Source organism: Paraburkholderia sp. RCC_158, assembly GCF_041355255.1.
Taxonomy (GTDB): domain Bacteria; phylum Pseudomonadota; class Gammaproteobacteria; order Burkholderiales; family Burkholderiaceae; genus Paraburkholderia; species Paraburkholderia graminis.
Window position 1 is genome coordinate 95,133 of record NZ_JBFUPM010000013.1, and the last position, 23,511, is coordinate 118,643.

General features: G+C 64.0%; 26 protein-coding genes. 21 read left to right on the forward strand and 5 right to left on the reverse strand.

Going from position 1 to position 23,511, the window contains the following annotated elements:
• Positions 1 to 38: 38 nt before the first annotated feature.
• The 10 genes from AB6809_RS23505 to AB6809_RS23550 all read left to right on the forward strand — a co-directional run bounded on the left by AB6809_RS23505 (position 39) and on the right by AB6809_RS23550 (position 8,859).
• Positions 39 to 1,172, forward strand: coding sequence for an ABC transporter permease (locus tag AB6809_RS23505; RefSeq protein ID WP_029969629.1), 1,134 nt, complete (start codon positions 39 to 41; stop codon positions 1,170 to 1,172).
• The gene (locus tag AB6809_RS23510; protein WP_006048122.1) at positions 1,169 to 2,047 is read left to right on the forward strand and encodes an ABC transporter ATP-binding protein; all 879 of its coding nucleotides are present in this window, start codon (positions 1,169 to 1,171) and stop codon (positions 2,045 to 2,047) included. Before AB6809_RS23505 ends, AB6809_RS23510 begins: the two co-directional genes overlap by 4 nt.
• A 30-nt stretch (positions 2,048 to 2,077) precedes the next feature.
• A complete protein-coding gene (locus tag AB6809_RS23515) occupies positions 2,078 to 3,040 on the forward strand; it encodes an MlaD family protein (RefSeq protein ID WP_371027318.1) in 963 nt (320 codons plus the stop codon).
• A gap of 30 nt (positions 3,041 to 3,070) precedes the next feature.
• Positions 3,071 to 3,712 (forward strand): ABC-type transport auxiliary lipoprotein family protein, encoded by a 642-nt coding sequence (locus AB6809_RS23520; RefSeq protein WP_029969633.1) that lies wholly within the window; start codon positions 3,071 to 3,073, stop codon positions 3,710 to 3,712.
• A 31-nt stretch (positions 3,713 to 3,743) separates the two neighbouring features.
• The gene (locus AB6809_RS23525; RefSeq protein ID WP_114155741.1) at positions 3,744 to 4,901 is read left to right on the forward strand and encodes a VanZ family protein; all 1,158 of its coding nucleotides are present in this window, start codon (positions 3,744 to 3,746) and stop codon (positions 4,899 to 4,901) included.
• 212 nt (positions 4,902 to 5,113) lie between these two features.
• Positions 5,114 to 5,437 carry a ferredoxin gene (locus tag AB6809_RS23530; RefSeq protein ID WP_006048118.1) on the forward strand — a complete coding sequence of 108 codons (324 nt, stop codon included), beginning with the start codon at positions 5,114 to 5,116 and terminating at the stop codon, positions 5,435 to 5,437.
• Between the two features lie 8 nt (positions 5,438 to 5,445).
• Complete coding sequence (locus AB6809_RS23535) at positions 5,446 to 6,090, forward strand: alpha/beta hydrolase (protein ID WP_029969635.1); 645 nt, start codon at positions 5,446 to 5,448, stop codon at positions 6,088 to 6,090.
• A 333-nt stretch (positions 6,091 to 6,423) separates the two neighbouring features.
• Positions 6,424 to 7,653, forward strand: a complete 1,230-nt coding sequence (locus AB6809_RS23540) for a D-alanyl-D-alanine carboxypeptidase family protein (protein ID WP_006048116.1) — start codon at positions 6,424 to 6,426, stop codon at positions 7,651 to 7,653.
• Between the two features lie 13 nt (positions 7,654 to 7,666).
• Positions 7,667 to 8,572, forward strand: a complete 906-nt coding sequence (locus AB6809_RS23545; protein ID WP_371027320.1) for a D-amino acid aminotransferase — start codon at positions 7,667 to 7,669, stop codon at positions 8,570 to 8,572.
• Between the two features lie 17 nt (positions 8,573 to 8,589).
• Positions 8,590 to 8,859, forward strand: coding sequence for a DUF493 family protein (locus AB6809_RS23550; protein ID WP_006048114.1), 270 nt, complete (start codon positions 8,590 to 8,592; stop codon positions 8,857 to 8,859).
• A gap of 25 nt (positions 8,860 to 8,884) precedes the next feature.
• Here AB6809_RS23550 and AB6809_RS23555 read toward each other — a convergent pair whose 3' ends face one another.
• A complete protein-coding gene (locus tag AB6809_RS23555) occupies positions 8,885 to 9,901 on the reverse strand; it encodes a transcriptional regulator GcvA (protein ID WP_371027321.1) in 1,017 nt (338 codons plus the stop codon).
• Positions 9,902 to 9,999: 98 nt separating this feature from the next.
• On the opposite strand from AB6809_RS23555, the gene AB6809_RS23560 reads away from it, so the two are divergent.
• From AB6809_RS23560 to lipA, 3 genes are all read left to right on the forward strand, one after another.
• Complete coding sequence (locus tag AB6809_RS23560; protein ID WP_371027322.1) at positions 10,000 to 10,326, forward strand: DUF2917 domain-containing protein; 327 nt, start codon at positions 10,000 to 10,002, stop codon at positions 10,324 to 10,326.
• 71 nt (positions 10,327 to 10,397) lie between these two features.
• Positions 10,398 to 11,123, forward strand: coding sequence for a lipoyl(octanoyl) transferase LipB (gene lipB / locus AB6809_RS23565; RefSeq protein ID WP_371027323.1), 726 nt, complete (start codon positions 10,398 to 10,400; stop codon positions 11,121 to 11,123).
• A gap of 13 nt (positions 11,124 to 11,136) precedes the next feature.
• Entirely contained in the window at positions 11,137 to 12,144 is a 1,008-nt protein-coding gene (lipA, locus tag AB6809_RS23570) for a lipoyl synthase (protein ID WP_029969641.1), read from the forward strand.
• A gap of 122 nt (positions 12,145 to 12,266) precedes the next feature.
• Here lipA and AB6809_RS23575 read toward each other — a convergent pair whose 3' ends face one another.
• Positions 12,267 to 12,401 carry a hypothetical protein gene (locus AB6809_RS23575; protein ID WP_006048109.1) on the reverse strand — a complete coding sequence of 45 codons (135 nt, stop codon included), beginning with the start codon at positions 12,399 to 12,401 and terminating at the stop codon, positions 12,267 to 12,269.
• 54 nt (positions 12,402 to 12,455) lie between these two features.
• Entirely contained in the window at positions 12,456 to 12,902 is a 447-nt protein-coding gene (locus AB6809_RS23580) for a hypothetical protein (protein WP_006048108.1), read from the reverse strand.
• A gap of 276 nt (positions 12,903 to 13,178) precedes the next feature.
• Here AB6809_RS23580 and tauA point away from each other — a divergent pair, with 276 nt between their 5' ends.
• Genes tauA through AB6809_RS23595 form a run of 3 tightly spaced genes read left to right on the forward strand, consistent with a single transcriptional unit; the run spans position 13,179 to position 15,906 of the window.
• Complete coding sequence (gene tauA / locus AB6809_RS23585; protein ID WP_371027324.1) at positions 13,179 to 14,201, forward strand: taurine ABC transporter substrate-binding protein; 1,023 nt, start codon at positions 13,179 to 13,181, stop codon at positions 14,199 to 14,201.
• Positions 14,202 to 14,242: 41 nt separating this feature from the next.
• On the forward strand, positions 14,243 to 15,040 hold the full coding sequence (locus AB6809_RS23590; RefSeq protein ID WP_371027326.1) for a taurine ABC transporter ATP-binding protein: 798 nt from the start codon (positions 14,243 to 14,245) through the stop codon (positions 15,038 to 15,040).
• The gene (locus AB6809_RS23595) at positions 15,037 to 15,906 is read left to right on the forward strand and encodes an ABC transporter permease subunit (RefSeq protein WP_371027327.1); all 870 of its coding nucleotides are present in this window, start codon (positions 15,037 to 15,039) and stop codon (positions 15,904 to 15,906) included. Before AB6809_RS23590 ends, AB6809_RS23595 begins: the two co-directional genes overlap by 4 nt.
• Positions 15,907 to 15,946: 40 nt before the next feature.
• Here AB6809_RS23595 and AB6809_RS23600 read toward each other — a convergent pair whose 3' ends face one another.
• Positions 15,947 to 16,630: an HAD family phosphatase gene (locus AB6809_RS23600; RefSeq protein ID WP_006048104.1), complete on the reverse strand. Its 684-nt coding sequence runs from the start codon at positions 16,628 to 16,630 to the stop codon at positions 15,947 to 15,949.
• A gap of 234 nt (positions 16,631 to 16,864) precedes the next feature.
• Here AB6809_RS23600 and AB6809_RS23605 point away from each other — a divergent pair, with 234 nt between their 5' ends.
• Entirely contained in the window at positions 16,865 to 18,532 is a 1,668-nt protein-coding gene (locus AB6809_RS23605; RefSeq protein ID WP_006048103.1) for a Na/Pi cotransporter family protein, read from the forward strand.
• 44 nt (positions 18,533 to 18,576) lie between these two features.
• Here the strand turns inward: AB6809_RS23605 and AB6809_RS23610 are convergent, their stop codons facing one another.
• On the reverse strand, positions 18,577 to 19,347 hold the full coding sequence (locus AB6809_RS23610; protein WP_006048102.1) for a DeoR/GlpR family DNA-binding transcription regulator: 771 nt from the start codon (positions 19,345 to 19,347) through the stop codon (positions 18,577 to 18,579).
• 308 nt (positions 19,348 to 19,655) lie between these two features.
• Here AB6809_RS23610 and ugpQ point away from each other — a divergent pair, with 308 nt between their 5' ends.
• From ugpQ to AB6809_RS23630, 4 genes are all read left to right on the forward strand, one after another.
• The gene (ugpQ, locus tag AB6809_RS23615; RefSeq protein WP_371027328.1) at positions 19,656 to 20,420 is read left to right on the forward strand and encodes a glycerophosphodiester phosphodiesterase; all 765 of its coding nucleotides are present in this window, start codon (positions 19,656 to 19,658) and stop codon (positions 20,418 to 20,420) included.
• Positions 20,421 to 20,565: 145 nt separating this feature from the next.
• Positions 20,566 to 21,678, forward strand: coding sequence for an ABC transporter substrate-binding protein (locus AB6809_RS23620; RefSeq protein ID WP_310400091.1), 1,113 nt, complete (start codon positions 20,566 to 20,568; stop codon positions 21,676 to 21,678).
• Positions 21,679 to 21,774: 96 nt separating this feature from the next.
• Entirely contained in the window at positions 21,775 to 22,713 is a 939-nt protein-coding gene (locus AB6809_RS23625; protein WP_006048099.1) for an ABC transporter permease subunit, read from the forward strand.
• Positions 22,710 to 23,501: an ABC transporter permease gene (locus AB6809_RS23630; protein ID WP_006048098.1), complete on the forward strand. Its 792-nt coding sequence runs from the start codon at positions 22,710 to 22,712 to the stop codon at positions 23,499 to 23,501. The genes AB6809_RS23625 and AB6809_RS23630 overlap by 4 nt, the downstream gene beginning before the upstream one ends.
• Positions 23,502 to 23,511: the final 10 nt, after the last annotated feature.

Sequence of the window (23,511 nt, forward strand, 5' to 3'; positions counted from 1 at the left end):
CAATGGCCGCTAATCCGATAACCAGATTGCAGCGATCCTTGAACTACGACACTCCGCCCGGCCTCGAAGTCGCGGCCGGCAGCCAAGGCAAGATCGTCCGGCTCTCGGGCCAGTGGACGGCGCTCGCGCTCGCGCGCGATCGCGCAACCGGACACGTGATCCCGCAACTGCGCTCGCTGGAGGGCGCCGAAGGCATCGGCCAGTGGGACCTGTCGCGTATCGACCGGATGGACCATGTGGGCGGCCAGGCGCTGTGGCGCGTGTGGGGCCACAGAATGCCGCCCGACACCGAGCTGACCGACACGCAGCGCGACATCTTCGAGCGCATCGCGTTGCTCGACACGGTTCGCGAGACGGCTGAACCGGTCGTCAGATTCGATCCGTTTACGCGGCTCGGACTCGCGATTTTCTCGTTCTTCGAGCATCTGTACGGCGGCGTCGCGATGCTCGGGCGCGTCGTGCTCGATCTGCTCGCCATCGCTCGCAAGCCGGCCATCACGCCGTGGACGGAAATCTCCGCGAACATCTACAACGCCGGCACGAAGGCGCTGCCGATCACCGCGCTGGTCGCGTTCCTGATCGGCATCGTGTTGAGCTATCTGTCGGCGCAGCAACTGCGGCTCTTCGGCGCGAATCAGTACATCGTCAATATTCTCGGGCTTTCGGTGATTCGCGAACTCGGCCCCGTGCTGTCGGCGATTCTGGTGGCCGGCCGCTCGGGCTCGGCGATCACCGCGCAGATCGGCGTGATGCGCGTGACCGAGGAACTCGACGCGATGCGCGTGATGGGCATTCCACACGGCTTGCGGCTGATTCTGCCGCGCGTGATCGCGCTCGGCGTGGCGATGCCGCTGCTCGTGATGTGGACCGACATCATCGCGCTGACGGGCGGCGCAGTCGCCGCGAAGATCGTGCTCGGCATCGACATGAGCTACTTCGCGCGCGCGTTGCCGGGCGTCGTGCCGGTGGCGAATCTGTGGATCGGGCTCGGCAAGGGCGTCGCGTTCGGCATGCTGATCGCGATTGCCGGCTGTCATTTCGGCTTCCGTATCAAGGCGAATTCGCAGAGCCTCGGCGAAGGCACGACGACATCGGTGGTGACGTCGATCACGATCGTGATTCTCGCGGACGCCGTGTTCGCCATCCTGTTCCAGAACGTGGGGCTCGGATGATCGCGCCGCTCACTCAGGCCGTGCGCGGCCAGCCGATGCCTTCGATCGCCGAGCCGGTGATCGAGGTGATCGACGTCACCAAGCGCTATGGCCGCAACATCGTGCATCAGCATCTGAATCTCGACGTGCGGCGCGGCGAAATCCTGTCGATTGTCGGCGGTTCGGGATCGGGCAAGACCACGCTCGTGCGGCAGATTCTCGGCCTGGAGCGGCCGTCGTCGGGAACCATCAAGCTGTTCGGCGAGGACCTTGCGACGATTTCGCCCGAAACCGCGCTGCTGATGCGCAGCCGCTCCGGCATGCTGTTTCAGCGAGGCGCGCTGTTCTCGTCGCTGTCGGTGTTCGACAACGTCGCGCAGCCGGTGCGCGAACTCGGCAAGGTGCCCGAAGACCTGCTGCGCGACATCGTGATGCTGAAGCTGGAGATGGTCGGCCTGCCGTGCAAGCACGCGTCGAAAATGCCGTCGGCGCTGTCGGGCGGCATGATCAAGCGCGTCGGCATTGCGCGCGCCATCGCGCTCGAACCGGAGCTGCTGTTTCTCGACGAACCGACGGCCGGCCTCGATCCTCAGGCGTCCGAGGAGTTCGTCGAACTGATCTCGGCGCTGCATCGCGCGCTCGGCCTGACGGTCGTGATGGTCACGCACGACCTCGATACGATGGTCGCGCTGTCCACGCGCGTCGCGGTGCTCGCGGACCGCAAGGTGCTGGTCGCCGCGCCCGTTGAAGAAGCGGCGGGCGTCGATCATCCGTTTATCCGCGAATATTTTCTGGGCTTGCGCGGACGCCGCGCGTTGCAGGCGCTGCCGCCCGAGCGCCGCGCGAAGCTGCCGCGCGCGGCGCTCGAGCCGGCGTCGTCGGAATTGCCGCTGTGAAATTGCCGCTGTAAATCAGGGAACCTGGTAATGGAAAACAAATCACATGCGTTCTGGGCTGGGCTCTTCACGATCGTGCTGCTCGGCGCGATTGCGACGGCGACATTTTTGTTCAATGTCGACCGCGCGGTGCGCGTGCCGTACGATCTGATTGCGCGCACCAACGTAACGGGCCTGTTTACCGACGCCGCCGTGCGCTATCGCGGGCTCGACGTCGGCAAGGTGCAGTCCATCAAGTTCGACCGCGCTCATCCTGGGCAGATTGTGATCCGCATTCTCGTCGACACGCATGCGCCGATCACGCATTCCACGTTCGGCAGTCTCGGCTTTCAGGGCGTGACCGGCATTGCGTTCATTCAGCTCGACGATACCGGGCGCGATCCGTCGCCGCTCGCTTCGTCGTCGAAACAGGTTGCGCAGTTGCCGATGCGTCCGGGCTTGCTCGATCAGTTGCAGCAACGCGGCGACGTGCTGCTGAAGAAGCTCGAAAAAGTCACGGACGACGTCGACAATCTGTTGTCGCAGGAAATGGTCGACCAGTTGCACGGCACGGCGGCCAGCATCCAGAAAGCCGCGGACGGCGTCGCCACGCTCACGCAGCAGATGGCGCCGGCGGCCGGCAAGTTGCCCGCGACCATCGACAAGCTGGACAGGACGCTCGTCTCGACCAACCAGTTGATCACGAGCTTGAACCGCCCCGATGGTCCGTTCGAGATGAACCTGAACAAGGTAGGCACCGCCGCACAGCAGGCGGGCGACGCGCTGACGCAGATGAACGGCTCGTTGCAGGAACTGTCGGCGCGAGTCGGTTACGACACGCTGCCGCGCGTCAATTCGCTCGCCGAGGACGTGCGCTCGGCGGCGCGCTCGGTCGACCGGGCCGCCGATACGTTCAGCACCAGTCCGCGCAGCGTGTTCTTCGGCGCACCGACTGCGGCGCCTGGGCCCGGCGAGGCCGGCTTTACGTGGCCCGCCACGAGCGCCGGGAAATGAATCTGAAGGTTTGAAGAAAGGAAGATTGTCATGTCACGCTCCATTCACCGGTTGTTGTCCTCGCGCGTCACGCGTGCGGGTGCGGCGTGCGCGGCGCTCGTCGCCGTCGGTCTGCTGGCCGCGGGCTGCACGAGCACGCCGGCGGCGCTGTCGGACATCCGTTATGACTTCGGTCCGCCGAAGCCGGCATCGTCGGCGGGAACGCAGCCGGCCGTGAAAGTGCTCGACGTGAGCGCGCCCGAAGTGCTGCGCTCCGACAAGCTCGTGTACCGGATCGGCTATGCGGACTCGCAGCAGGTCGCCGCGTACGCGAACAGCCATTGGACGATGCCGCCATCCGAGCTGCTCACGCAGCGTCTGCGCGGCGCGCTCAGCTCGCGCGGCACGGTGCTGACGGGCGCGGACGGTGTCCCCGCGCCGGTGCTGAAAGTCGATCTGAACGAGTTCGAGCAGGTTTTCGACAGCCAGGCGCAAAGCCATGCGGCGGTGACCGCGCGCGCCACGCTGACGCAGAACGGCAAGGTGATCGGCCAGCGCACTTTCATTTCGCGTGCGCCGTCCCGTTCCGCCGACGCCGCCGGCGGCGCGCAGGCGCTCGCCGCCGCCAGCGACGACCTCGTCGCGCAAATCGGCGCGTGGCTCGGCGTCCAGGCGCTGGTCGCCGCCCAATGACGCCCGCGCAGCGCACGCAACGGAGCGCTGCATGAGCGAACGATCCTGGCTGCGCCGCCCGTCGGTGCTTTCGCGGCAAGCGTTGGTGCTGTACACCGCGCTGATCGTCTACGGTTCGTGGTATCCGTTTTCGGGCTGGCGTTCGCTCGGCCTCGGTCCGTTGGCGTACCTGTCGGACCCGATGCCGCAGTACCTCACCGCGTTCGACGTCGTCACGAATGTGCTCGGCTATATGCCGTTCGGCGCGCTGATGGTGCTCGCGCTTTATCCGCGCTGGCGCGGACCGCTCGCGGTTGCGTTGGCATTCGTGCTGGGCGGACTGCTGTCGGGCGTGATGGAAGCCGTGCAAACCTATCTGCCGACGCGCGTCGCTTCCAACCTCGATCTCGCGGCCAACGCGCTCGGCGCGCTGCTCGGCGCGGCGATCATGTCGCCCGCCACCGGCGCGCTGCTCGACCGCGGCTTGCTGCGGCGTTTGCGGCTCATGTGGTTCGAGCGCGACAGCGCGGCGCTCGCGTGTCTCGTAACGGCATGGCCGTTTGCGACGATGTATCCGTCGCCGCGTCTGTTCGGACTCGGCAACTGGCCGCGTGCGTTGTGGACACGGTTCGATTCGACGACGCAGGACGCGCTCTTCGCATGGGCGCCGGCCGGCTGGCACGTCGGCACATGGCCGGCGTGGGTCGCCGCGTGGTTGCCGGACGACGGCTGGGAAGCGCTCATCACGACGCTCAATCTGTTCGCCGCGCTGGCGCTCGCGTCGCTAACGGTGCGCCGGCATGCGCCGCGCGTGCGGCTGCTGCTGCTGTTCATCGTCGTGGCTTTGGGCGTGAAGGCGGGCGCGACGTTTCTGCAATCGCAATCCGGCCTCGCGTTCGATTGGGCGACGCCCGGCGCGCTCGCGGGGCTCGGCTGCGGCGCGCTGCTCGGGCTTGCCGCGCTGCGTCTGACGCGCAGCGCGCGGGCGGGGCTGGCCGCCAGTGCGCTCGTCGTGACGCTGGTGTTCGTCAATCTGCTGCCGGTGAATCCTTATTTCGACGTCGTGCTGGCCGACTGGCGGCAAGGACGGTATCTGCACTTCAACGGCCTTGCGCGCTGGCTCGCGTGGGTCTGGCCGTATGCGGCGCTGGTGTGGCTTGCGTTTGTCGTCGAACGCGTGTGGTTGGGGCGGCGCACGCGGCGCGCTTGAGGGCGGGGGCGGGATGCGTGTGGCGGGGTGGGGCTTGCCCGCTCGCTATAATTGTTTGCTACGGGCGGTCGGCAAGAGGCTCTCGGCTCGGTCGTCCGCACCCCAACAGCAATTGCCCGCCGCTACGATCAGCGAACAAAACCTCGCGCCGCTGCGCCGAACCGCGTTCTGCTGCACTATTGCCCTTCCGACAGTCTCCCTCTGCGTACATCATGGATTCCTTCTACAAGTATCACGTCTTCTTTTGCCTGAATCAGCGCGAGCCGGGCGCGGAGCGGCCGAGTTGCGCGAATTGCAACGCGCAGGCCATGCAGGAGCACGCAAAAAAGCGCGTCAAGAAACTCGGCCTCGCGGGGCCCGGCCAGGTGCGCATCAACAAGGCCGGCTGTCTCGACCGATGCGAGCTGGGTCCGACGCTCGTGGTCTATCCGGAGGGCGTCTGGTACACGTACGTGGATGAAAGCGACATCGACGAAATCGTGGACTCCCATCTCGCGAACGGCAAAATCGTAGAGCGTCTGAAGATCGATCAATAAGCGCCGCCATGAACGTACACACCAAGAAATATCTGATCGACGGCCCGGTCGGCAAGATCGAGGTCGCGCTGGACCTGCCCGACGAAGCGCGCGAAAACGGCGCCGCGCCGCGCGGCATTGCGCTCGTCGCGCATCCGCATCCGCTCTTCGGCGGAACGATGGACAACAAGGTCGCGCAGACGCTCGCGCGCACGCTCGTCCAGTTGAACTACGTGACGTATCGCTCGAATTTTCGCGGCGTCGGGCAAACGCAAGGTGAACACGACGCCGGCATCGGCGAGCGCGACGATCTGCGCGCCGTGCTCGATCACATGCGCGCGCAGCCGGGGCACGAAGAACTGCCGCTCGTGCTGGCGGGTTTCTCGTTCGGCACGTTCGTGCTGTCGCACGTGGCCGCGAAGCTGCGCGACGAAGGCCAGGCCATCGAGCGCATGGTGTTCGTGGGCACCGCGGCGAGCCGCTGGGAAGTCGCGCCGGTGCCGGAAAACACGCTGCTGATTCACGGCGAAACCGACGATACCGTTCCCATTCAATCGGTTTACGACTGGGCGCGGCCGCAGGAATTGCCGGTCGTCGTGATTCCGGGCGCCGAGCATTTCCTGCATCGCAAGCTGCACATTCTGAAGCGGATCATCGTCGACGCATGGCGTTGATGCGGCGGGCGCCGCGCGTTTTCCGGGGTACAGGTACGCGAAAACGCACAATTAATCGCCTGCCACTACGCGAAGTTACCCGAGCAGCGCGCGTATAATGGGCGCTCTTTTTTGGGCGCAGCACGGCTTGTGCGGCAGTTCGCGCGACGCGTAGCTTCTTTTCACGCGCGCAGCGGTGCCGCCTGCAAGTGTGCTGCGCGAACCGATCGCGTGGCCGGAAGTCCAATGGGCGCCCGCGCCGTTACGCTTGATGTTGTTGCGGCCCGACGCTCGCCGACCGGCTCTTCCCACTCTGCGCCCTGCGCGTTGTATTTTTCTGCACGAACCGACCCTATGCGTTTTTCGACCTCCGGCCGCCTGTCTTTCCCCTCTGTTGCATCCTTTGTTCCTTCCACGCCAGCCCGCGCATTCGCGCTCGGCGTCGTGCTGCCCGCAACGCTCGTGGCCAGCACCGCGTTCGCGCAAGTGCCGCCGCCGGCGGTGAACGCGCGCTCGTGGGTGCTCGTCGACGCGACCAGCAATCAGGTGCTCGCGTCGGGCAATCCCGACGAGCGCGTGGAACCCGCTTCGCTCACAAAGCTGATGACCGCGTATCTCGTCTTCGAAGCATTGCAGACGAAAAAGATCACGATGGACCAGACGGTGACGCCGGGCGAAGCGGTGCGCCGCGTGCGCACGGACGAATCGCGCATGTTCATCGAGGCGAACAAGCCCGTCACTGTGCACGATCTGGTGTACGGCATGATCGTGCAGTCGGGCAACGACGCAGCCATCGCGCTGGCCGAACTGGTCGGCGGCAGCGAGTCGCAGTTCGTCAACATGATGAACACCGAGGCGCAGCGCCTCGGCATGAAGCACACGCATTTCGCCGACGTGAACGGCATGCCCGACCCGCAGCACTACACGACCGCGGGCGACCTCGCGGTGCTGTCGGCGCGTCTGATTCGCGACTTCCCTGACTACTACAACATCTTCTCGGTCAAGGATTTCACGTACAACAAGATCAAGCAGCCGAACCGCAATCGTCTCTTGTGGATCGACCCGACGGTGGACGGCCTGAAGACCGGCCACACGCAGGCCGCCGGCTACTGCCTCATCGCAAGCGCGAAGCGTTCGCTGCCGGGCACGCCGGACGCATCGCGCCGGCTCGTCTCCGTGATGATGGGCGAGACCAAGGAACACGACCGCGTGCAGGACAGCCTGAAGATGCTGAACTACGGCTACTCCGCGTACGACACGGCGCGCCTCTACAAGGCGAATCAGGTGGTCGGCACGCCGCGCGTCTACAAGGGCGCGCAGGATACGGTGCAGATCGGCGTGAAGAGCGATCAGTACATCACCGTGCCGAAGGGCATGGCCGACAAGGTCAAGCCGCAGATCGAGCAGATCGATCCGCTGATCGCGCCGATCGCCAACGGTCAGCAGGTCGGCACCGCCAAGCTGGTTGCCGACGGCAAGGTGCTCGCGCAATTCCCGGTGGTCGCATTGCAGGCCGTGCCGCAGGCCGGCGTGGTGGGCCGCGTGTGGGATTCGCTGATGCTCATGTTCAACAAGAAAAAGTAAAGACCTCACTGCGATGACCGCTCTTCCCGATGTTTCGCTCGAACCGATCGTTTATCTGAACGGCGAAGTGGTGCCCTTGTCCGAAGCGCGCGTGCCGGTTCTCGACCGCGGCTTTATTTTCGGCGACGGCATTTACGAAGTCGCGCCGCTGTATGCGCGCGCGGGCGGCCGCTTGGCGTTCCGCTTCGAGCATCACCTGGCGCGCCTTGCGCGTTCGCTCGAGAAGATCGGCATCGCCAATCCGTTGGACAATGCCGGCTGGCGCGCGCTGATCGAGCGCGTGACCGCGGCGAACGAAGCCGAGGCCGGCCTCGCCGCCGACCAGGACGCGATTGCGTACATCCAGATCACGCGCGGCGTCGCGAAGCGCGCTCACGCGTTTCCCGCAGGCATCCAGCCGACGGTGTTCGTGATGGTCACGCCGCTCACTCTGCCGGGCGCCGCACAGCGCGCGGCGGGCGTGCGCTGCGTGAGCGCCGAGGATCGCCGCTGGCTTCATTGCGACATCAAGTCCGTGTCGCTGCTCGGCAACGTGCTGATGGCGCAATACGCGGCCGAAAACGATGCGCTCGAAACCATCCAGTTCCGCGATGGCGTGCTGACCGAAGGGTCGTCGTCGAATGTGTGGGTGGTGAAGAACGGCGTGCTGGCCGCGCCGCCGCGCAGCCACAAGATTCTCGAAGGCATTCGTTATGGGCTGATCGAGGAACTCGCGGCGCAATGCGGCATTCGCTTCGAAGTGCGCGAGATCGCCGAAGCCGAGGTGCGCGCTGCCGACGAAATCCTGATCAGTTCCGCGACCAAGGAAGTGCTGCCCGTCACGCAGCTCGACGGCAAGCCGGTCGGCGACGGCAAGCCGGGCGCGGTGTTTGCGGCGCTGTATGCGGCGTATCAGCGAGCCAAGGCAGAACAGGCGTGAGCGGCAAGGAGCAAGCCATGAATCCGGCGGAAGAATCACTTATTGAGTATCCGTGCGATTTCCCGATCAAGATCATGGGTAAATCGCATCCCGAGTTCGCCGAGACGATTGTCTCGGTGGTCCGGCAGTTCGATAGCGAAGTCGACGCATCGCGCGTCGAAACGCGTCCGTCGAGCGGCGGCAACTACACCGGACTGACGGTGACCGTGCGTGCGATCAGCCGCACGCAGCTTGACGACATTTATCGCGCGCTGACCGGACATCCGATGGTCAAGGTGGTGCTTTAACTTTTACGCGCCGGTTTGTGCCGCGTTAGGGCGCGACGCGCAATGCGTTCGCGTTCGCCGTCCCGCCGGTGCTTGTTGCGTTTGCGGCACCTTCAGCGCTCTTGCTTGCGACATGCGCCGCCGGCCCGGCCTCGCAGGCCTGGTCGAAAAGCAGCTTGAACCGCCCCACCTCCCCGAACACCCAGTCCCGGAACGCCTTCACCCTCGCTGTTTCCAGCATCTGCGGCGTGCAGATGAAGTAGTACTGCCACGGGCTCGGCCCATCCACGTCGAAAAGCCGTACGAGGCGGCCCGCGGCGATCTCGTGCATCGCCAGCGAGCGGCGTGTGAGCGCGATGCCCTGACCGTCGATAGCCGCCTGCAACAGATTCGACGAATCCTGATACAGCACGCCGCGTTTCGGCTCCGGCCAGTCGGTGAGTCCGGCGGCGTCGAACCACGGACGCCACAGTTCGTCGTCGGAACGCAGTAGCGGCAGATTGGCCAGATCGGCCGGCGTTTTGGGCAGCTTGCCGCCGTTGAAATTCGGCGCGCAAGCCGGGAAGAAGATTTCCTCGAGCAGCAGCTCGGAATACAGGCCCGCATATTTGCCGTAGCCGAAACGGATTGCCACGTCGACGTCGTCGCGCGCGAAGTCCGTCAACGCGTTGGTGGACAGCAGTTCCAGGTCCCACTGCGGATGCGCCTCGATAAAGCTGCCGATGCGCGGCGTCACCCAGCGCGCGGCAAACGACGACAGCATCGACACCACCAGCCGCCGTTCGCGGTCGCCCGCGCGAATTTCGCGCGTGGCGTCGGACAGCGCGGTGAGCGCCGTGCGCACGTGGCTGGCGTAGCGCCGGCCGGTTTCGGTGAGCCGCACGCGCTTGCCGTCGCGCGCAAAGAGCGACACGCCAAGCTCGGCCTCGAGCGCCCGGATCTGATGGCTGACCGCGCCGTGGGTGACGAAAAGCTCGTCCGCGGCGCGCGAAAAGCTTTCGTGGCGGGCGGCCGCCTCAAAGGCCTTGATCGCATTCAGTGGTGGAAGATGGCGCAGTTCCATCGCAATTTTTCTCACATAGAGGTGAAAATTGATCGTTTTGCGTAAGCCCTTGCTACGCCTACGATTGTAGCCATGAAACGACTTTTGGCGAGGGCATCATGCGAGAAATATCCTCTAGCATCGCGTATGAAATTCATAGCGGCGAAACGCTGCCCCTGAAGGTGGCGCGCAGCACCAAGCTGGTCGTGCGTGGCGGCGCGGTGTGGGTGACGCGCAGCGACGATACCGAAGACTACTGGCTGCAACCCGGCCACACGCTCAGGTTGCGGCGCGGCGAACGGCTGTGGCTGAGCGCCGAGGGCACGCCCCGCGCGACGGTCGCGTTTTCGGTGCCGACGCGTTGCGACGAGCGCGCGCTGAACTGGTTTGCGCGCGTCGGCGAGCGCCTCGCGGCGCGGATGCGTGGAGGCTGGCGCACCGTTTGACGGCGGACGCCGCGGCGTGTCCGCGGCGACGTCGGGCGGGCATTGCCGTATTTCGGTAAACTGCCGGGATCATGTCCGCCTCTCCGGTTTCTTCATCTCTATTGCCCGCCGCGGCGCCGCTCACGCTGCGCTGGCGCGGCAACGAACCCTACGAAGCCAGTTTCGAAGCGATGCGCGCGTTCACCGACGCGCGCACCGCCGATACATCCGACGAAATCTGGCTGGTCGAACATCCGCCCGTCTTCACGCTTGGCCAGGCCGGCGATCCCGCGCACCTGCTGGCTGCCGACAGCGGCATTCCGCTCGTGAAAGTCGATCGCGGCGGCCAGATCACGTACCACGGCCCCGGCCAGGTGGTGGCCTATCTGCTGCTCGATCTGCGGCGCCGCAAACTGATGGTCCGCGAGATGGTCACGCGGATCGAGCAGGCCGTGATCGACACCCTTGCGGCGTATAATCTCGCCGGAGAACGCAAGGCGGGCGCGCCCGGCATTTATGTCGCGCCCGGGCCGCAGGCCGGCTTGCATGCCGGCGCGAAGATGGCCGCGCTGGGCCTCAAAATCCGCAACGGCTGCAGCTATCACGGCGTCAGCCTGAACGTGAAAATGGATTTACGGCCGTTTCTGGCCATCAACCCTTGCGGCTACGCGGGGCTCGAAACAGTCGACATGGCAACGCTCGGCGTTGCGGCCGGCTGGGACGACGTGGCCCGCACCCTTGCAGCACGCCTCACCGCAAACCTCGACGGCAGTCCCGCGGCCGTCGACCAACCGCAGGCCGGTGCGCTCACCGCCTGACTGGATCGAACGAATGACTGACGTTACCGCGAACCTCGCAGCTTCTCCCGCGCCCGAAGGCGTGCCGGCATCCGCTGCTGCCTACGACGCCACGGCGAAGCAGAAGGCTCAAGCCAAAACCGCCCGTATTCCCATCAAGATTGTTCCGATTGAAAAGCTGAAGAAACCGGACTGGATTCGCGTCAAAGCGGCAACCGGCAACTCGCGCTTCTACGAAATCAAGCAGATCTTGCGCGAGCACAATTTGCATACGGTGTGCGAGGAAGCGAGCTGCCCGAATATCGGCGAATGCTTCGGCAAGGGCACTGCGACCTTCATGATCATGGGCGACAAGTGCACGCGGCGCTGCCCGTTCTGCGACGTCGGACACGGCCGTCCCGATCCGCTCGATGCGGACGAGCCCGCGAACCTCGCGCGCACCATCGCCGCGTTGAAGCTCAAGTACGTCGTGATCACCAGCGTGGATCGCGACGATCTGCGCGACGGCGGCGCGGCGCACTTCGTGGAATGTATCCGTCAGACGCGCGAACTGTCGCCTGACACGCGCATCGAAATTCTGACGCCGGATTTCCGTGGACGTCTGGACCGCGCGCTCGGCATTCTGAACGCCGCTCCGCCCGACGTGATGAATCACAACCTCGAGACCGTGCCGCGTCTGTATAAGGAAGCGCGGCCGGGTTCGGACTACGCGCATTCGCTGAAGCTGCTCAAGGACTTCAAGGCACTGCATCCGGACGTCGCAACCAAGTCAGGTCTGATGGTGGGCCTCGGCGAAACCGAAGAAGAGATCTTGCAGGTCATGCGCGATCTGCGTGAGCACGACGTGGATATGCTCACCATCGGTCAGTATTTGCAGCCTTCCGAACACCATCTGCCGGTGCGTTCTTATGTGCACCCGGACACCTTTAAGATGTACGAGGAAGAAGCGTACAAGATGGGCTTCACGCACGCAGCAGTGGGCGCGATGGTGCGCTCCAGCTACCACGCCGATTTGCAGGCGCATGGAGCCGGCGTGGTGTAAGCGCCTCGCGCTTTGCTCCGCCGGTTTGAAGAATGCCCGCACATGCTGCGGGCATTTTTATTCGCGGTAGGCAAAACGCAAAACGCGAAACGCCGGCCCGCGAGCGCGGCGACTGCGGCGCGCTACCGGTAGTACCGCGCGAGCAACATGCAAACGGATGCGAGCGTGCCGCCGACGATCGAAAACGGAATCGTGAATGCGATAAAGCGGTCGCGCACAGCCGGATTTTCGATGACGTAGTCGATGAGATTGGGCATGTGAGTTCTCCGGTAAGCGTGAGCAAAAAGTATATCTGATCACGTTAAATTTAGTTAGGTTAACGAATAATGAGATGCGGCGAACGACGCGGCGACCACAGCGGTCATGACGAGTGACGGCCACATCAGCGTTCCTTCCTGCTTGCCGTCACGGCGCCGATAGCCAGGGCGGCGTGTGGAATCCGCCGCGCCGAACGAAACCAGAATCGACGCGACGACGATAAAGCCGACGTACCACAACAAGCCCGCCAGCATCAGCGCAAGTGTGCCGCGCGTCGGTGCATCGCCCAGTGCGCATCCAATCTCGTAGCAGGCGCTCGCGCACATCGAAATGACGACCCATAAAAGTTGTCCGTCGCGTATCGATCGGACAGCAATTCCCTTCGACGTCTGTCGATACGAACGCGAGAAACTGAGAAGCGGCAGCAGCGCAATCGGACCCAGCGCGGGCACGCCGATATTGAAAAAAAGCCAGCTCGAGCGGCTAAGAAATTCGATCATGAAAGAGGTCAGGCGATGGAGATGCACGCATCATCCCGAACGCATCCTACAAGCGTCAATCAGCCGAATGGCCAGCTTGTTTTAAGGCATCGCAATCGCGCATCATGTGCGGAAGCCGGCGCACTGAGCGTTCGAGCAGCGGCTCGCAACCAACGTAACGTGAAAAGCAATGCTCGAACAGCTTGATTTGCAATCGCGGATTTATTAGAACCGCATAAGGGCAAACTCCCTATAGTCGAAAGCCTCCCAGACAACATCCGCTACAAGGGGCTTTTGATGAACCGTCTCCACCGTCCGCTCGCCGCGTTTACGACGCTGCTTGCCCTGTCCGCGCTGTTCGCATCCACCGCGCGCGCCGACGCGAAAGAAGTCGTGATTGCGTATCAGGACATGGTGGTGCCGTGGCGCTATGCGCAGGCAACGGGTGAAGTCGAAAAGGCGACGGGCTACAAGGTCACGTATCGCAAACTCGGCAGCGGCGCCGACGTGATTCGCGCGCTCGCCTCAGGCTCGGTGCAACTGGGCGAGGCCGGATCGAGCCCGATCGCGGCGGGCTTGTCGCAAGGTGTCGACATTTCGTTGTTCTGGATTCTGGACAACATCAACGACGCCGAAGCGCTCGTCGCGCGCGACGGCTCGAACGTCGCGAGCATCGCTGCCCTGAAGGGCAAGAAAATCGGCGTGCCGTTCGTGTCGACGTCGCATTTTCATACGCTCGTGGCGCTGCAAAGCGCGGGCGTGAATCCGTCGGATGTGAAGATCCTCAATCTCCGTCCGCCTGAAGTCGCGGCCGCGTGGGAGCGTGGCGACATCGACGCAACGTATATCTGGGACCCGGTGCTCGCGAAGGTCAAGAAGAACGGCAAGGTGCTCATTACTTCGGGCCAGATCGCGCAGCAAACCGGCAAGGCGACGTTCGACGGATTCGTCGTCGATCGCAAGTTCGCGAAGGACAACGCGGAGTTCGTGGCGCGCTTCGTGAAGGTGCTGGCCGCCAACGACGCGAGTTATCGCGATCACACATCGGCGTGGACCGCGGCCTCGCCGCAAGTCCAGGCCGTCGCCAAAGAGTCCGGCGCGAACGCGCAGGAAGTGCCGGCGAGCCTCGCGCTCTATGCGTTTCCGACGCCGGCGCAGCAGGCGTCGAATGCGTGGCTTGGCGGCGGCGCGCAATCGGGCGCGGCGAAGTCGCTTGCGGCAACGGCTGCGTTCCTGAAAACGCAGGGCACGATTCAGAACGTGCTGGCCGATTATTCGGCTGGCGTCGATCCGCGGTTCGTGCAGCGCGCGGCGCAATGACCGCCGCATGAGGCTTCACGTGAGCATGACGAGGTCCGCCCATGAGCGCTCTTGAAATCCGCCGATTGCGCGTCGCCTACGAAGGCGCGCGCGGCGCGGCGCCGCAACTCGCGCTCGACGACGTCGATCTGCATATCGAAAGCGGCGAGTTCGTCGTTGCATTGGGCGCGTCCGGTTGCGGCAAGACGACCTTGCTCAACTGCATCGCCGGCTTCGTTTCGCCGACGCAAGGCGAGGTGCGGTTAAACGGCGAGCGCGTCGTCGGACCCGGCGTGGATCGAGGCGTGGTCTTTCAGAAGTACGCGCTGATGCCGTGGCTTGACGTGCTCGACAACGTCGCGCTCGGTCTGCGTTTTCAGCGCGTGCCGAAGGCGGAGCGCGAGCGCGTCGCGCGTGACATGCTTGCGTTGGTCGGGCTCGAGAAGCACGCGCATTCGCGCGTTCATGCGCTCTCCGGCGGCATGCAGCAGCGCGTGGGCATTGCTCGCGCGCTGGCGAGCGATCCGCAAGTGCTGCTGATGGACGAACCGATGGGCGCGCTCGACGCCATGACGCGCGAGTCGATGCAGGAACTCGCGCTGGACGTGTGGGGGCGCACGCACAAGACGGTGTTCTTCATCACGCACAGCGTGGAGGAAGCGCTTTTTCTCGCGACGCGTCTTGTCGTGATGACGCCGGGTCCCGGCCGCATCGCCGAGAGCTACGAGTTGCCGTTCGCGCGGCGCTTTCTGAAGACGCGCGATGCGCGCGCGGTCAAGTCGTCGGCGGAATTCATCGAATGGCGCGAGCGGCTGGTGCGGCACCTGCATCGGCGCAACGAGGAAGAGGTGAGTCCATGACGGCTTCGCGCGACTCATTGGCCGATGTGCGGCTGGCCGACGCCGCGCAAGGCGAGCGGCGTCGAACGCGGCCGCCGAAAGCCTGGCGTCTGCCGGGCGAAGGGCCGACTGCCGCGCTTAGCGCGGCGTCGGTGGCGGGGCTCGCGGCGCTCTGGTGGGTGGCCACGCATCTGCACTGGCTGCCTCCGCTCTTTCTGCCGAAACCGGAAGCCGTGTGGGCGGCTTTCGTCGATGCGTCTCGCGGACACATTCAGGGCGGCTTGCCGCTCGCGCAGCATCTCGCGTGGAGCGCGCTGCGCGTGTTCGGCGCGTTCGCACTGGCTGCGCTTACGGCAGTGCCGGTTGGCATTTTGATGGGCGTGAGCCGCGTCGCGCGCGGTCTGCTCGATCCGCCTCTCGAGTTTTATCGACCGCTTCCTCCACTCGCTTATTTGCCGCTGGTCGTGATCTGGTTTGGTATAGACGAAACGGCGAAGATCGTCGTCATCTATCTTGCCTGCTTCGCACCGATCGCGATGGCGGCGCGCGCCGGCGTGCGCAGTGCGACGACCGAGCAGATTCATGCGGCGTATTCGCTCGGCGGCAGCTTCGGTCAGGTCGTGCGTCACGTCGTATTGCCGGCTGCGCTGCCGGAGATTCTGACCGGTCTGCGGATTGCAATCGGCTTCGGCTGGACGACGCTGGTTGCCGCCGAAATGGTCGCGGCCACGGCCGGCCTCGGTCAGATGGTGCTCAACGCGTCGAGCTTTCTGCGCACCGATGTCGTGGTGATGGGCATCGTGCTGATCGGCTTGATCGCATGGGTGTTCGATCTGGGTATGCGCGCGCTTGAGCGGTGGCTCGTGCCGTGGAAGGGCCGGGCTTAACAACCCCGCATATGCGTTGAATGGCGCGCTACCGCGTGCGCTATGCAAAAAGCTCAATCACCGGCCAACCCCGCTCATTCGCGATCGCGCGCAAGCGCGCATCGGGATTCGTCGCGACAGGATGCGTCACGCGTTCGAGCAAGGGGACGTCGTTGATCGAATCGCTATAAAACCAGCTTTGCGGAAAGTCCTGCAAACAGTGACCGAGCGACGCCAGCCAGTTCTCGGTGCGCGTGATTTTGCCTTCGCGGAAAGTCGGAATGCCGACCGACGCGCCCGTGAAGCGCGCGAGCGGATCGCCGCCCTCCGTGCCAAGCTCGATGCCAAGCAGATGCTCGAAGCCGAGCGCCTTGCCGATCGGCGCGGTCACGAACACATTCGTCGCCGTGACGATGCAGCACAGGTCGCCCGCGTCCCTGTGACGTTGCACGAGCTCGCGCGCGGCCGGCAGGATGGCGGGCGCGATCACCTCCTGCATGAAGCGCGCGTGCCAGAGGTCGAGTTGCTCGCGCGAATGGCGAGCGAGCGGCGCCAGGGTGCGCTCCAGATAGGCCGCCATGTCGAGCGTGCCGGCCACGTATTGCCGGTAATACTCGTCGATGTCCTGCGCATGCCGCGCCGCGCCTTCTATTCCGAGTCCGGCGACGAAGTGCGCCCATGCCTGATCGCTGTCGAGCGGCAGCAGCGTATGGTCCAGGTCGAACAGCGCGAGATTGCGGCTCATCCGGTTGTCCTCGTCATCAGGTGACCAAAGCGTTAGCGGCGGAGGGTTGATATGAGCACGACGTGCGCAGCAAAAAGCCGCCACGCCGCGCTCGACATCGTTGCGCGAGCGTATATTTAAAAGCACAAAATTACAATAAGGCAAAAATGTGCAACACTACTGTCATACGCCCCGGATGCCGTGCGCGGCATGCGGTTCCGGTTACGGCAGCAGAGAACGAGTGCGCAGTGCCTTATGTTGATTCTCCTTAACCTTCTCGCAGGCGTGGCACTGCTCGTGTGGGGCTCGCATATCGTGCGCACGGGCATCCTTCGCGTGCTGGGCGCCGATCTGCGCGGCGTGCTCGGGCGCAGCACGCGCAACCGCTGGCGCGCGTTTCTGTCCGGCGTCGGCGTGACGAGTCTCGTACAGAGCAGCAACGCGACCGCAGTCATCCTCATGTCGTTCGCGGCCCAAGGGCTGTTGCCGCTCACCAGCGGGCTCGCCATCATGCTCGGCGCCGACGTCGGCACGGCGCTAATGGCGCGGGTTCTCACACTCGATCTCTCGTGGTTGTCGCCCATCCTTATCCTGTTCGGCGTGCCGCTCTTTCTGTCGCGCAAGCAAACACGCGCCGGCCAGGTCGGCCGTACGCTGATCGGTCTCGGGTTGATCCTGCTCGCGCTGCATCTGATCGTCGAGGCCGCGCAGCCGATGATGCAAGGCGCCGGCGTGCGCGTGATGTTCGGCGCATTGACGGGCGACACGATGCTCGACGCGCTGGTGGGCGCCGCGTTCGCCGTCCTGTCGTACTCGAGCCTGGCAGCGGTGCTGCTCACGGCGACGCTCGCATCGTCCGGCGTGATTTCGTTGAAGGTGGCGCTGTGCCTCGTGATCGGCGCGAATCTCGGCAGCGGCCTCGTCGCCTTGCTCGGCGCGGCCGCGCAGAATTCGGCGGCGCGGCGTCTTGCGCTCGGCAGCTTCACGTTCAAGCTCGCGGGCGCGTTGCTGATCCTGCCGTTCGCGTCCTTGCTCGCGCGCTGGCTGCCGATGCTGATCGCCAATCCTCGCGAAGCCACGGTCGGCTTTCACCTGATCTACAACGCGCTGCGCTGCGGCGTATGCCTGTCGCTGATCGATCCGGTCGCGCGTATCTGCGAGCGGGTGCTGCCCGACCGGCCGATGCCGAATGGCGAACTGCGGCCACTGCATCTCGATGCAGCCGCGCTGTCCACGCCGACGCTCGCGCTTGCGAATGCGGCGCGCGAAGTGCTGCGTATCGGCGACATCGTGCGGACCATGCTCGACAATGTGGCCGAGCTGATTCATCACAACCGTCTCGACAAGGCGCGCGAAACGGTTCGCATGGACGACGACGTCGACGAACTGTACGCCGCGGTCAAGAACTACCTCACGCTGATTTCACGCGAGCAGCTTGACGAAGCCGATAGCCGCCGTTGGACCGACATCATTTCGCTGACCATCAACCTCGAGCACGCGGGCGACATCATCGAGCGGATCGTGGGCGACATCGAAGAGAAAAAGATCGCGCACCGGCTGTCGTTTTCCGAAGAAGGACTCGGCGAACTGGACGATTTGCAGACGCGGCTCGTCAGCAATCTGCAGCTTGGCCTGTCAGTGTTCCTCAATAACGATCTGCGTTGCGCCGAGCGGCTTCTCGCCGAGAAAGAGCGCTTTCGCGATCTGGAGCGCGCGTATTCGTACCGGCATCTGGACCGGCTCGCCGGGCAGACGCTGCGCAGCATCGAAACCAGCGCGCTGCATCTCGACCTGATCAGCGATATGAAGCGGCTCAATTCGCTGTTTTGCTCGACGGCTTATCCGGTTCTGGATGCCGCGGGCGCGCTGCACGACACGCGCTTGCGCAAGCGTGTGCTCGATACGATGCATGTGAAGGAATGAATCGCGAAGCGCGGCAATGCGCGTGAAGCTTCACGCTCCGCGCTTCACGCCAGCACCACTTCTTCCAGCTTCTTTTTCAGCGCACCGAAATCAGCCGCATCGGCGGCCTTCTTATTGGTGACGAGCACGTCGATCTGCTCAACGGGGCAATACGAAATCCGGCTGCGTTGCCCGATCTTGCTGTAGTCGGCGAGGATCACCACACGGTCCGCATTCGCGACCATCGCGCGCGCCACTTCGGTTTCGGCGTGATCGTAATTCGTCGCGCCATGCCGGTGGTCGATGCCGACCGGCGACAGCAGCGCGAGGTCCGCGCGATACCGCTGAATGTCGAGCACGGTGGTCGCGCCGGTGGTCGCCATTGCGCGGTCGCTAATCGTGCCGCCGAGCAGAATCACTTCGTTGCCGGCTTCCGACTGCTCGGCCGCGCCGCGCATTTTCAATGCGACGTCGATTGAATTTGTGACGATGGTCAGATTCGCGAGCTTCGCGAGTTCCTCGGCGAGCGCGGCGGTGGTCGTGCCCGCGTCGATAAAAAGCGTCTGGCCGCTCGCAATCAACCCGATTGCCGCTTTGGCAATGGCCGTTTTCGATTTGACGCGCATGTGGGCGCGCTCGGCGATCGGCGCTTCGTCGGCGGGTTTGATCGCGCCGCCGTGCACACGCCGCAGTTCACCGAGCGCTTCGAGATCGAGCAGGTCGCGCCGCACCGTTTCGCGCGACACGCCCAGGTCCGCCATGATCCGTTCGGTCGACACTCTATGGAGCGTCGACAATAACGCGCGTATTCTCTGATGACGGTCTTCCTGCCACATGCATTTTCCTTGGATGCGAAGGCGCTCGCACAACGTGTTTCGACTGACGACATCGTGGACATGAATGTGTGTCGAGACGATGTCAAGCGTACTACTTCAGCCGGATTGTGTTGTATTTTTTTGGTAGCTTGCAAGTTTGTGTATTTGACTTTAGCCTTCGCAAATCGAAGCGCCGCCTGATTCGAACATCGAATCGTCGAAGGGAAAGTTAATCTGTGCTTTCGCGCTTTGTCATGGCGTTTTTTGACAAGACCGTTGGCGTCGGCGCGCGGCGAAACGCGCTTATTCTGAGTGAAAGGTGACGGGACGTGGCAAACGGGATCGATCGTGCATCACCTGCAGACTGGCCGTATCCGCCGCTCGTCGCGCATCGCTGCGGCGGCACGCTTGCGCCGGAGAACACGTTAGCGGGCTTCGACGCCTGCGTGCGTTACGGTTACCGCATGGTCGAATTCGACGCCAAGCTTTCCGTCGACAACCAGCTTTTCCTGCTGCACGACGACACGCTCGAGCGCACCACCAACGGGTATGGCGCGGCGGCGGTCTACACATGGGCGCAGCTTGCGTTGCTCGATGCCGGCGCCTGGTACGGGCCGCAATTCGCGGGCACGCGTCTGCCGACGCTCGCCGATGCGACCGCGCGTTGCGCGCGCGATGGCATCGCGGCGAACATCGAGATCAAGCCCTGTCCTGGCCGCGATGAGATCACCGGCCAGCTCGTCGCGAGCGCCGCGCTCGAGTTGTGGAAAGACCAGACGCCGCCGCTGCTGTCGTCGTTTTCTTTCGACGCGCTCGCAGCCGCGCGCGATGCCGCGCCTTCATTGCGGCGCGGCATGCTGTTCGAGGAAGTGCCCGCGGACTGGCTGCGTATCGTGCGCGAACTGGACTGCGTGTCCTTGCACGCGAGCCATCTTTATCTGACCGAACCGCTCGTCGCGGAAATTCGCGCGGCCGGCTTGCATGTACTCGCTTACACCGTCAACGATCCCGCGCGCGCCGAATTGCTCGCGCAATGGGGCGTCGACATGATTTGTACAGATCGCATCGATAAGCTGTCGCACGACATGCTTTGAGCGCCGCAGCCGGCGCGGGCATGGCGTGGGCACGAAAGCACGAAAGCACGAAAGCACCAGCGGACGAGTGCGAGCGAGCTGTGCCCTTGAAGTCGAACCAGCAACTTTCCAAACGCAACAACTTCGGCAGAGGATGGGGAAAACTATGAACCGCACCGTGTTAGCTCGGATACTTTCGATGTCGGCCGTCGCGGGTGTCGCCGCCGCCGGCGTGAGCAGCGCATCGGCCGCGCCGCTCGACGCACTGATCGCCGCCGCGAAGCAGGAAGGCCAGCTTACCGTGATCGCGTTGCCGCACGACTGGTGCAACTACGGGCAACTCGTCGCGGGTTTTCAGAAGAAGTACGGCATCAAGATCAACGAACTGAATCCGGACGCGGGCTCGGGCGACGAAGTGGAAGCCATCAAGGCGAACAAAGGCAACAAAGGTCCGCAAGCGCCCGACGTGATCGACGTGGGCCTGTCGTTCGGTCCGACCGCGAAGGCCGACGGCCTGCTGCAACCGTACAAGGTGTCGTCGTGGAACTCGATTCCGAAGGAGTCGAAAGATCCGGACGGCTACTGGTACGGCGATTACTACGGCGTGCTTGCGTTCGAAGTCAACGCCGACATGATCGACAAGGCGCCGTCCGACTGGAGCGATCTGCTCAAGTCCGATTACAAGAACGCCGTGTCGCTCGCGGGCGATCCGCGCTCGGCGAATCAGGCGATCCAGGCGGTCTATGCGGCGGGCTTGTCGCAAAGCAAGGGCGATGCGGCGAAGGCGGATAAAGCCGGCCTCAAGTACTTCGCCGACCTGAACAAGAGCGGCAACTTCGTGCCGGTGATCGGCAAGGCGGCATCGCTTGCACAAGGGACGACGCCGATCGTCGTCCGTTGGGATTACAACGCGTTGGCCGATCGCGATACGCTGAAGGGCAACCCGAAGGTGCAGGTCGTGATTCCGAAAACGGGCGTCGTCGCAGGCGTCTATGTTCAGGCAATTAGCGCCTACGCGCCGCATCCGAACGCAGCGAAGCTGTGGATGGAGTACCTCTATTCCGACGAAGGCCAGCTTGGCTGGTTGGCCGGCTATTGCCATCCGATGCGCTACAACGAACTCGTGGCCGCGAAGAAAGTGCCGCAAGCGTTGCTCGACAAATTGCCGCCGCCGTCGTCGTATAAGAACGTGGTGTTCCCGACGCTTCAGCAGCAGGACGCGTACAAGGAAACCATCACGAAGCATTGGGACGAAGTGGTCGGCGCGAACGTCAAGTAAGCGCAGCTTTAGAAAGCGCGAAGTCATGTGTGCGCCGCGGCGCCGTTCGCAAAGAGCGGCATTTGCGGCGTTAGTCATCAAGCCCAAAGGTGAGCTATGAGCGCTTCATCGGATGCTGGATCGGTGCCGCCGGATCTGCTGGTGCCGCCCGTGCCCACGCCGACGCCGCGCGTCGACGGTCCGGGCCGCGCGTCGCAGATGCTGGCGTGGATCGGCGTCGTGCCGTTCTTCACGTTCGCGCTGCTGTTCCTGATTCTGCCCACCGGCTTTCTGATGATCGGCGCGTTCCAGGACGCGCAAGGTCACTTCACGCTCGCCAATCTACGCGATCTGTTTCAGCCGTCGATACTCGACGCCTACTGGATCAGCTTCAAGGTGAGCGCGGCGTCCGCGGCGGGCGGCGCGCTGATCGGCTCGCTGCTCGCGTGGGCGGCGGTGCAGGGCAAGCTGCCCGGCTGGATTCGTCCGACGTTGATGACATTCTCGGGCGTCGCGTCGAACTTCGCGGGTGTGCCGCTCGCGTTCGCGTTCATCTGCACGCTGGGGCGCGTCGGGCTCGTCACCGTGCTGCTGAAGAAATACCTCGGCTTCAATCTTTACTCGACGGGCTTCAGCATCTTGAGCTTTTCGGGGCTCACGCTCACTTACCTCTACTTCCAGATTCCGTTGATGGTGCTGATCGTCACCCCCGCGCTCGACGGCCTGAAACGCGAATGGCGCGAAGCATGCGATTGCCTCGGCGGCACCGCGTATCAATACTGGCGCCACGTCGCGTTGCCCGTGTTGTGGCCTAGCGTGCTGGGCGCGACGCTGCTGCTCTTTGCCAATGCGTTCGGTGCGGTGGCCACGGCTTACGCGCTGACGGGCAGCTCGCTGAACATCGTGCCGATCCTGCTGTTTGCACAAATACGCGGGGACGTCATGCATAACCAGAACCTCGGCTACGCGCTCGCGCTCGGCATGGTGCTCGTGACCGGGCTGTCGAATGGCGGCTACATCTGGCTGCGTTCGCGCGCCGAAAGGGGCCGTCGATGAAAAGCCAATCTCGCGTCGGAGCATGGACCGCGACGGTGATCGGTTCGCTGTACTTCCTGATTCCGCTGATCGCCACGTTCGAATTCAGCTTGCGGATGAAACGCGGCACCTACAGCTTCGAGGCGTATAGCGTCGTGCTGAGCGATCCGCGCTTTCAGGCCTCGTTCGGCTATTCGATCCTGATGGCGCTGCTGACCATCGTCGTCGGCATATTGCTGGTGGTGCCGACCGCTTACTGGGTGCAATTGCGTTTGCCGAGGCTGCGGCCGGTCGTCGAATTCATCACGCTGCTGCCGCTCGTCGTGCCGGCTATCGTGATCGTGTTCGGCTATCTGCGCATCTACAACAGCAGTTCGATTCTGCCGCTCACGGGCAACGAGCGCGCGACCGATCTGCTGCTCGTATTCGGCTACGTGACGCTCTCCTTGCCCTACATGTACCGCGCGGTCGATGCGGGCCTGCGCGCCGTGGACGTCCGCTCGCTCACCGAAGCCGCCGAATGTCTCGGCGCGAACTGGCCGACCATTCTGTTCAAGGTGATCTTTCCGAATATCCGCTCGGGCATTCTGTCCGGCGCCTTTCTCACCTTTGCGGTCGTGATCGGCGAGTTCACGCTCGCGAGCCTGCTCGACCGTCCCGCATTCGGTCCGTATCTGCAACTGATCGGCGCGAACCGCGCGTATGAGCCCTCGGCGCTGGCGATTATCGCGTTCATGATTACGTGGGCGTCGATGGGATTGATCCAGGTGTTCGGCTCGGCCCGCGCGTTGAGCGGCCAGAAAATCTGACGCACTGAGG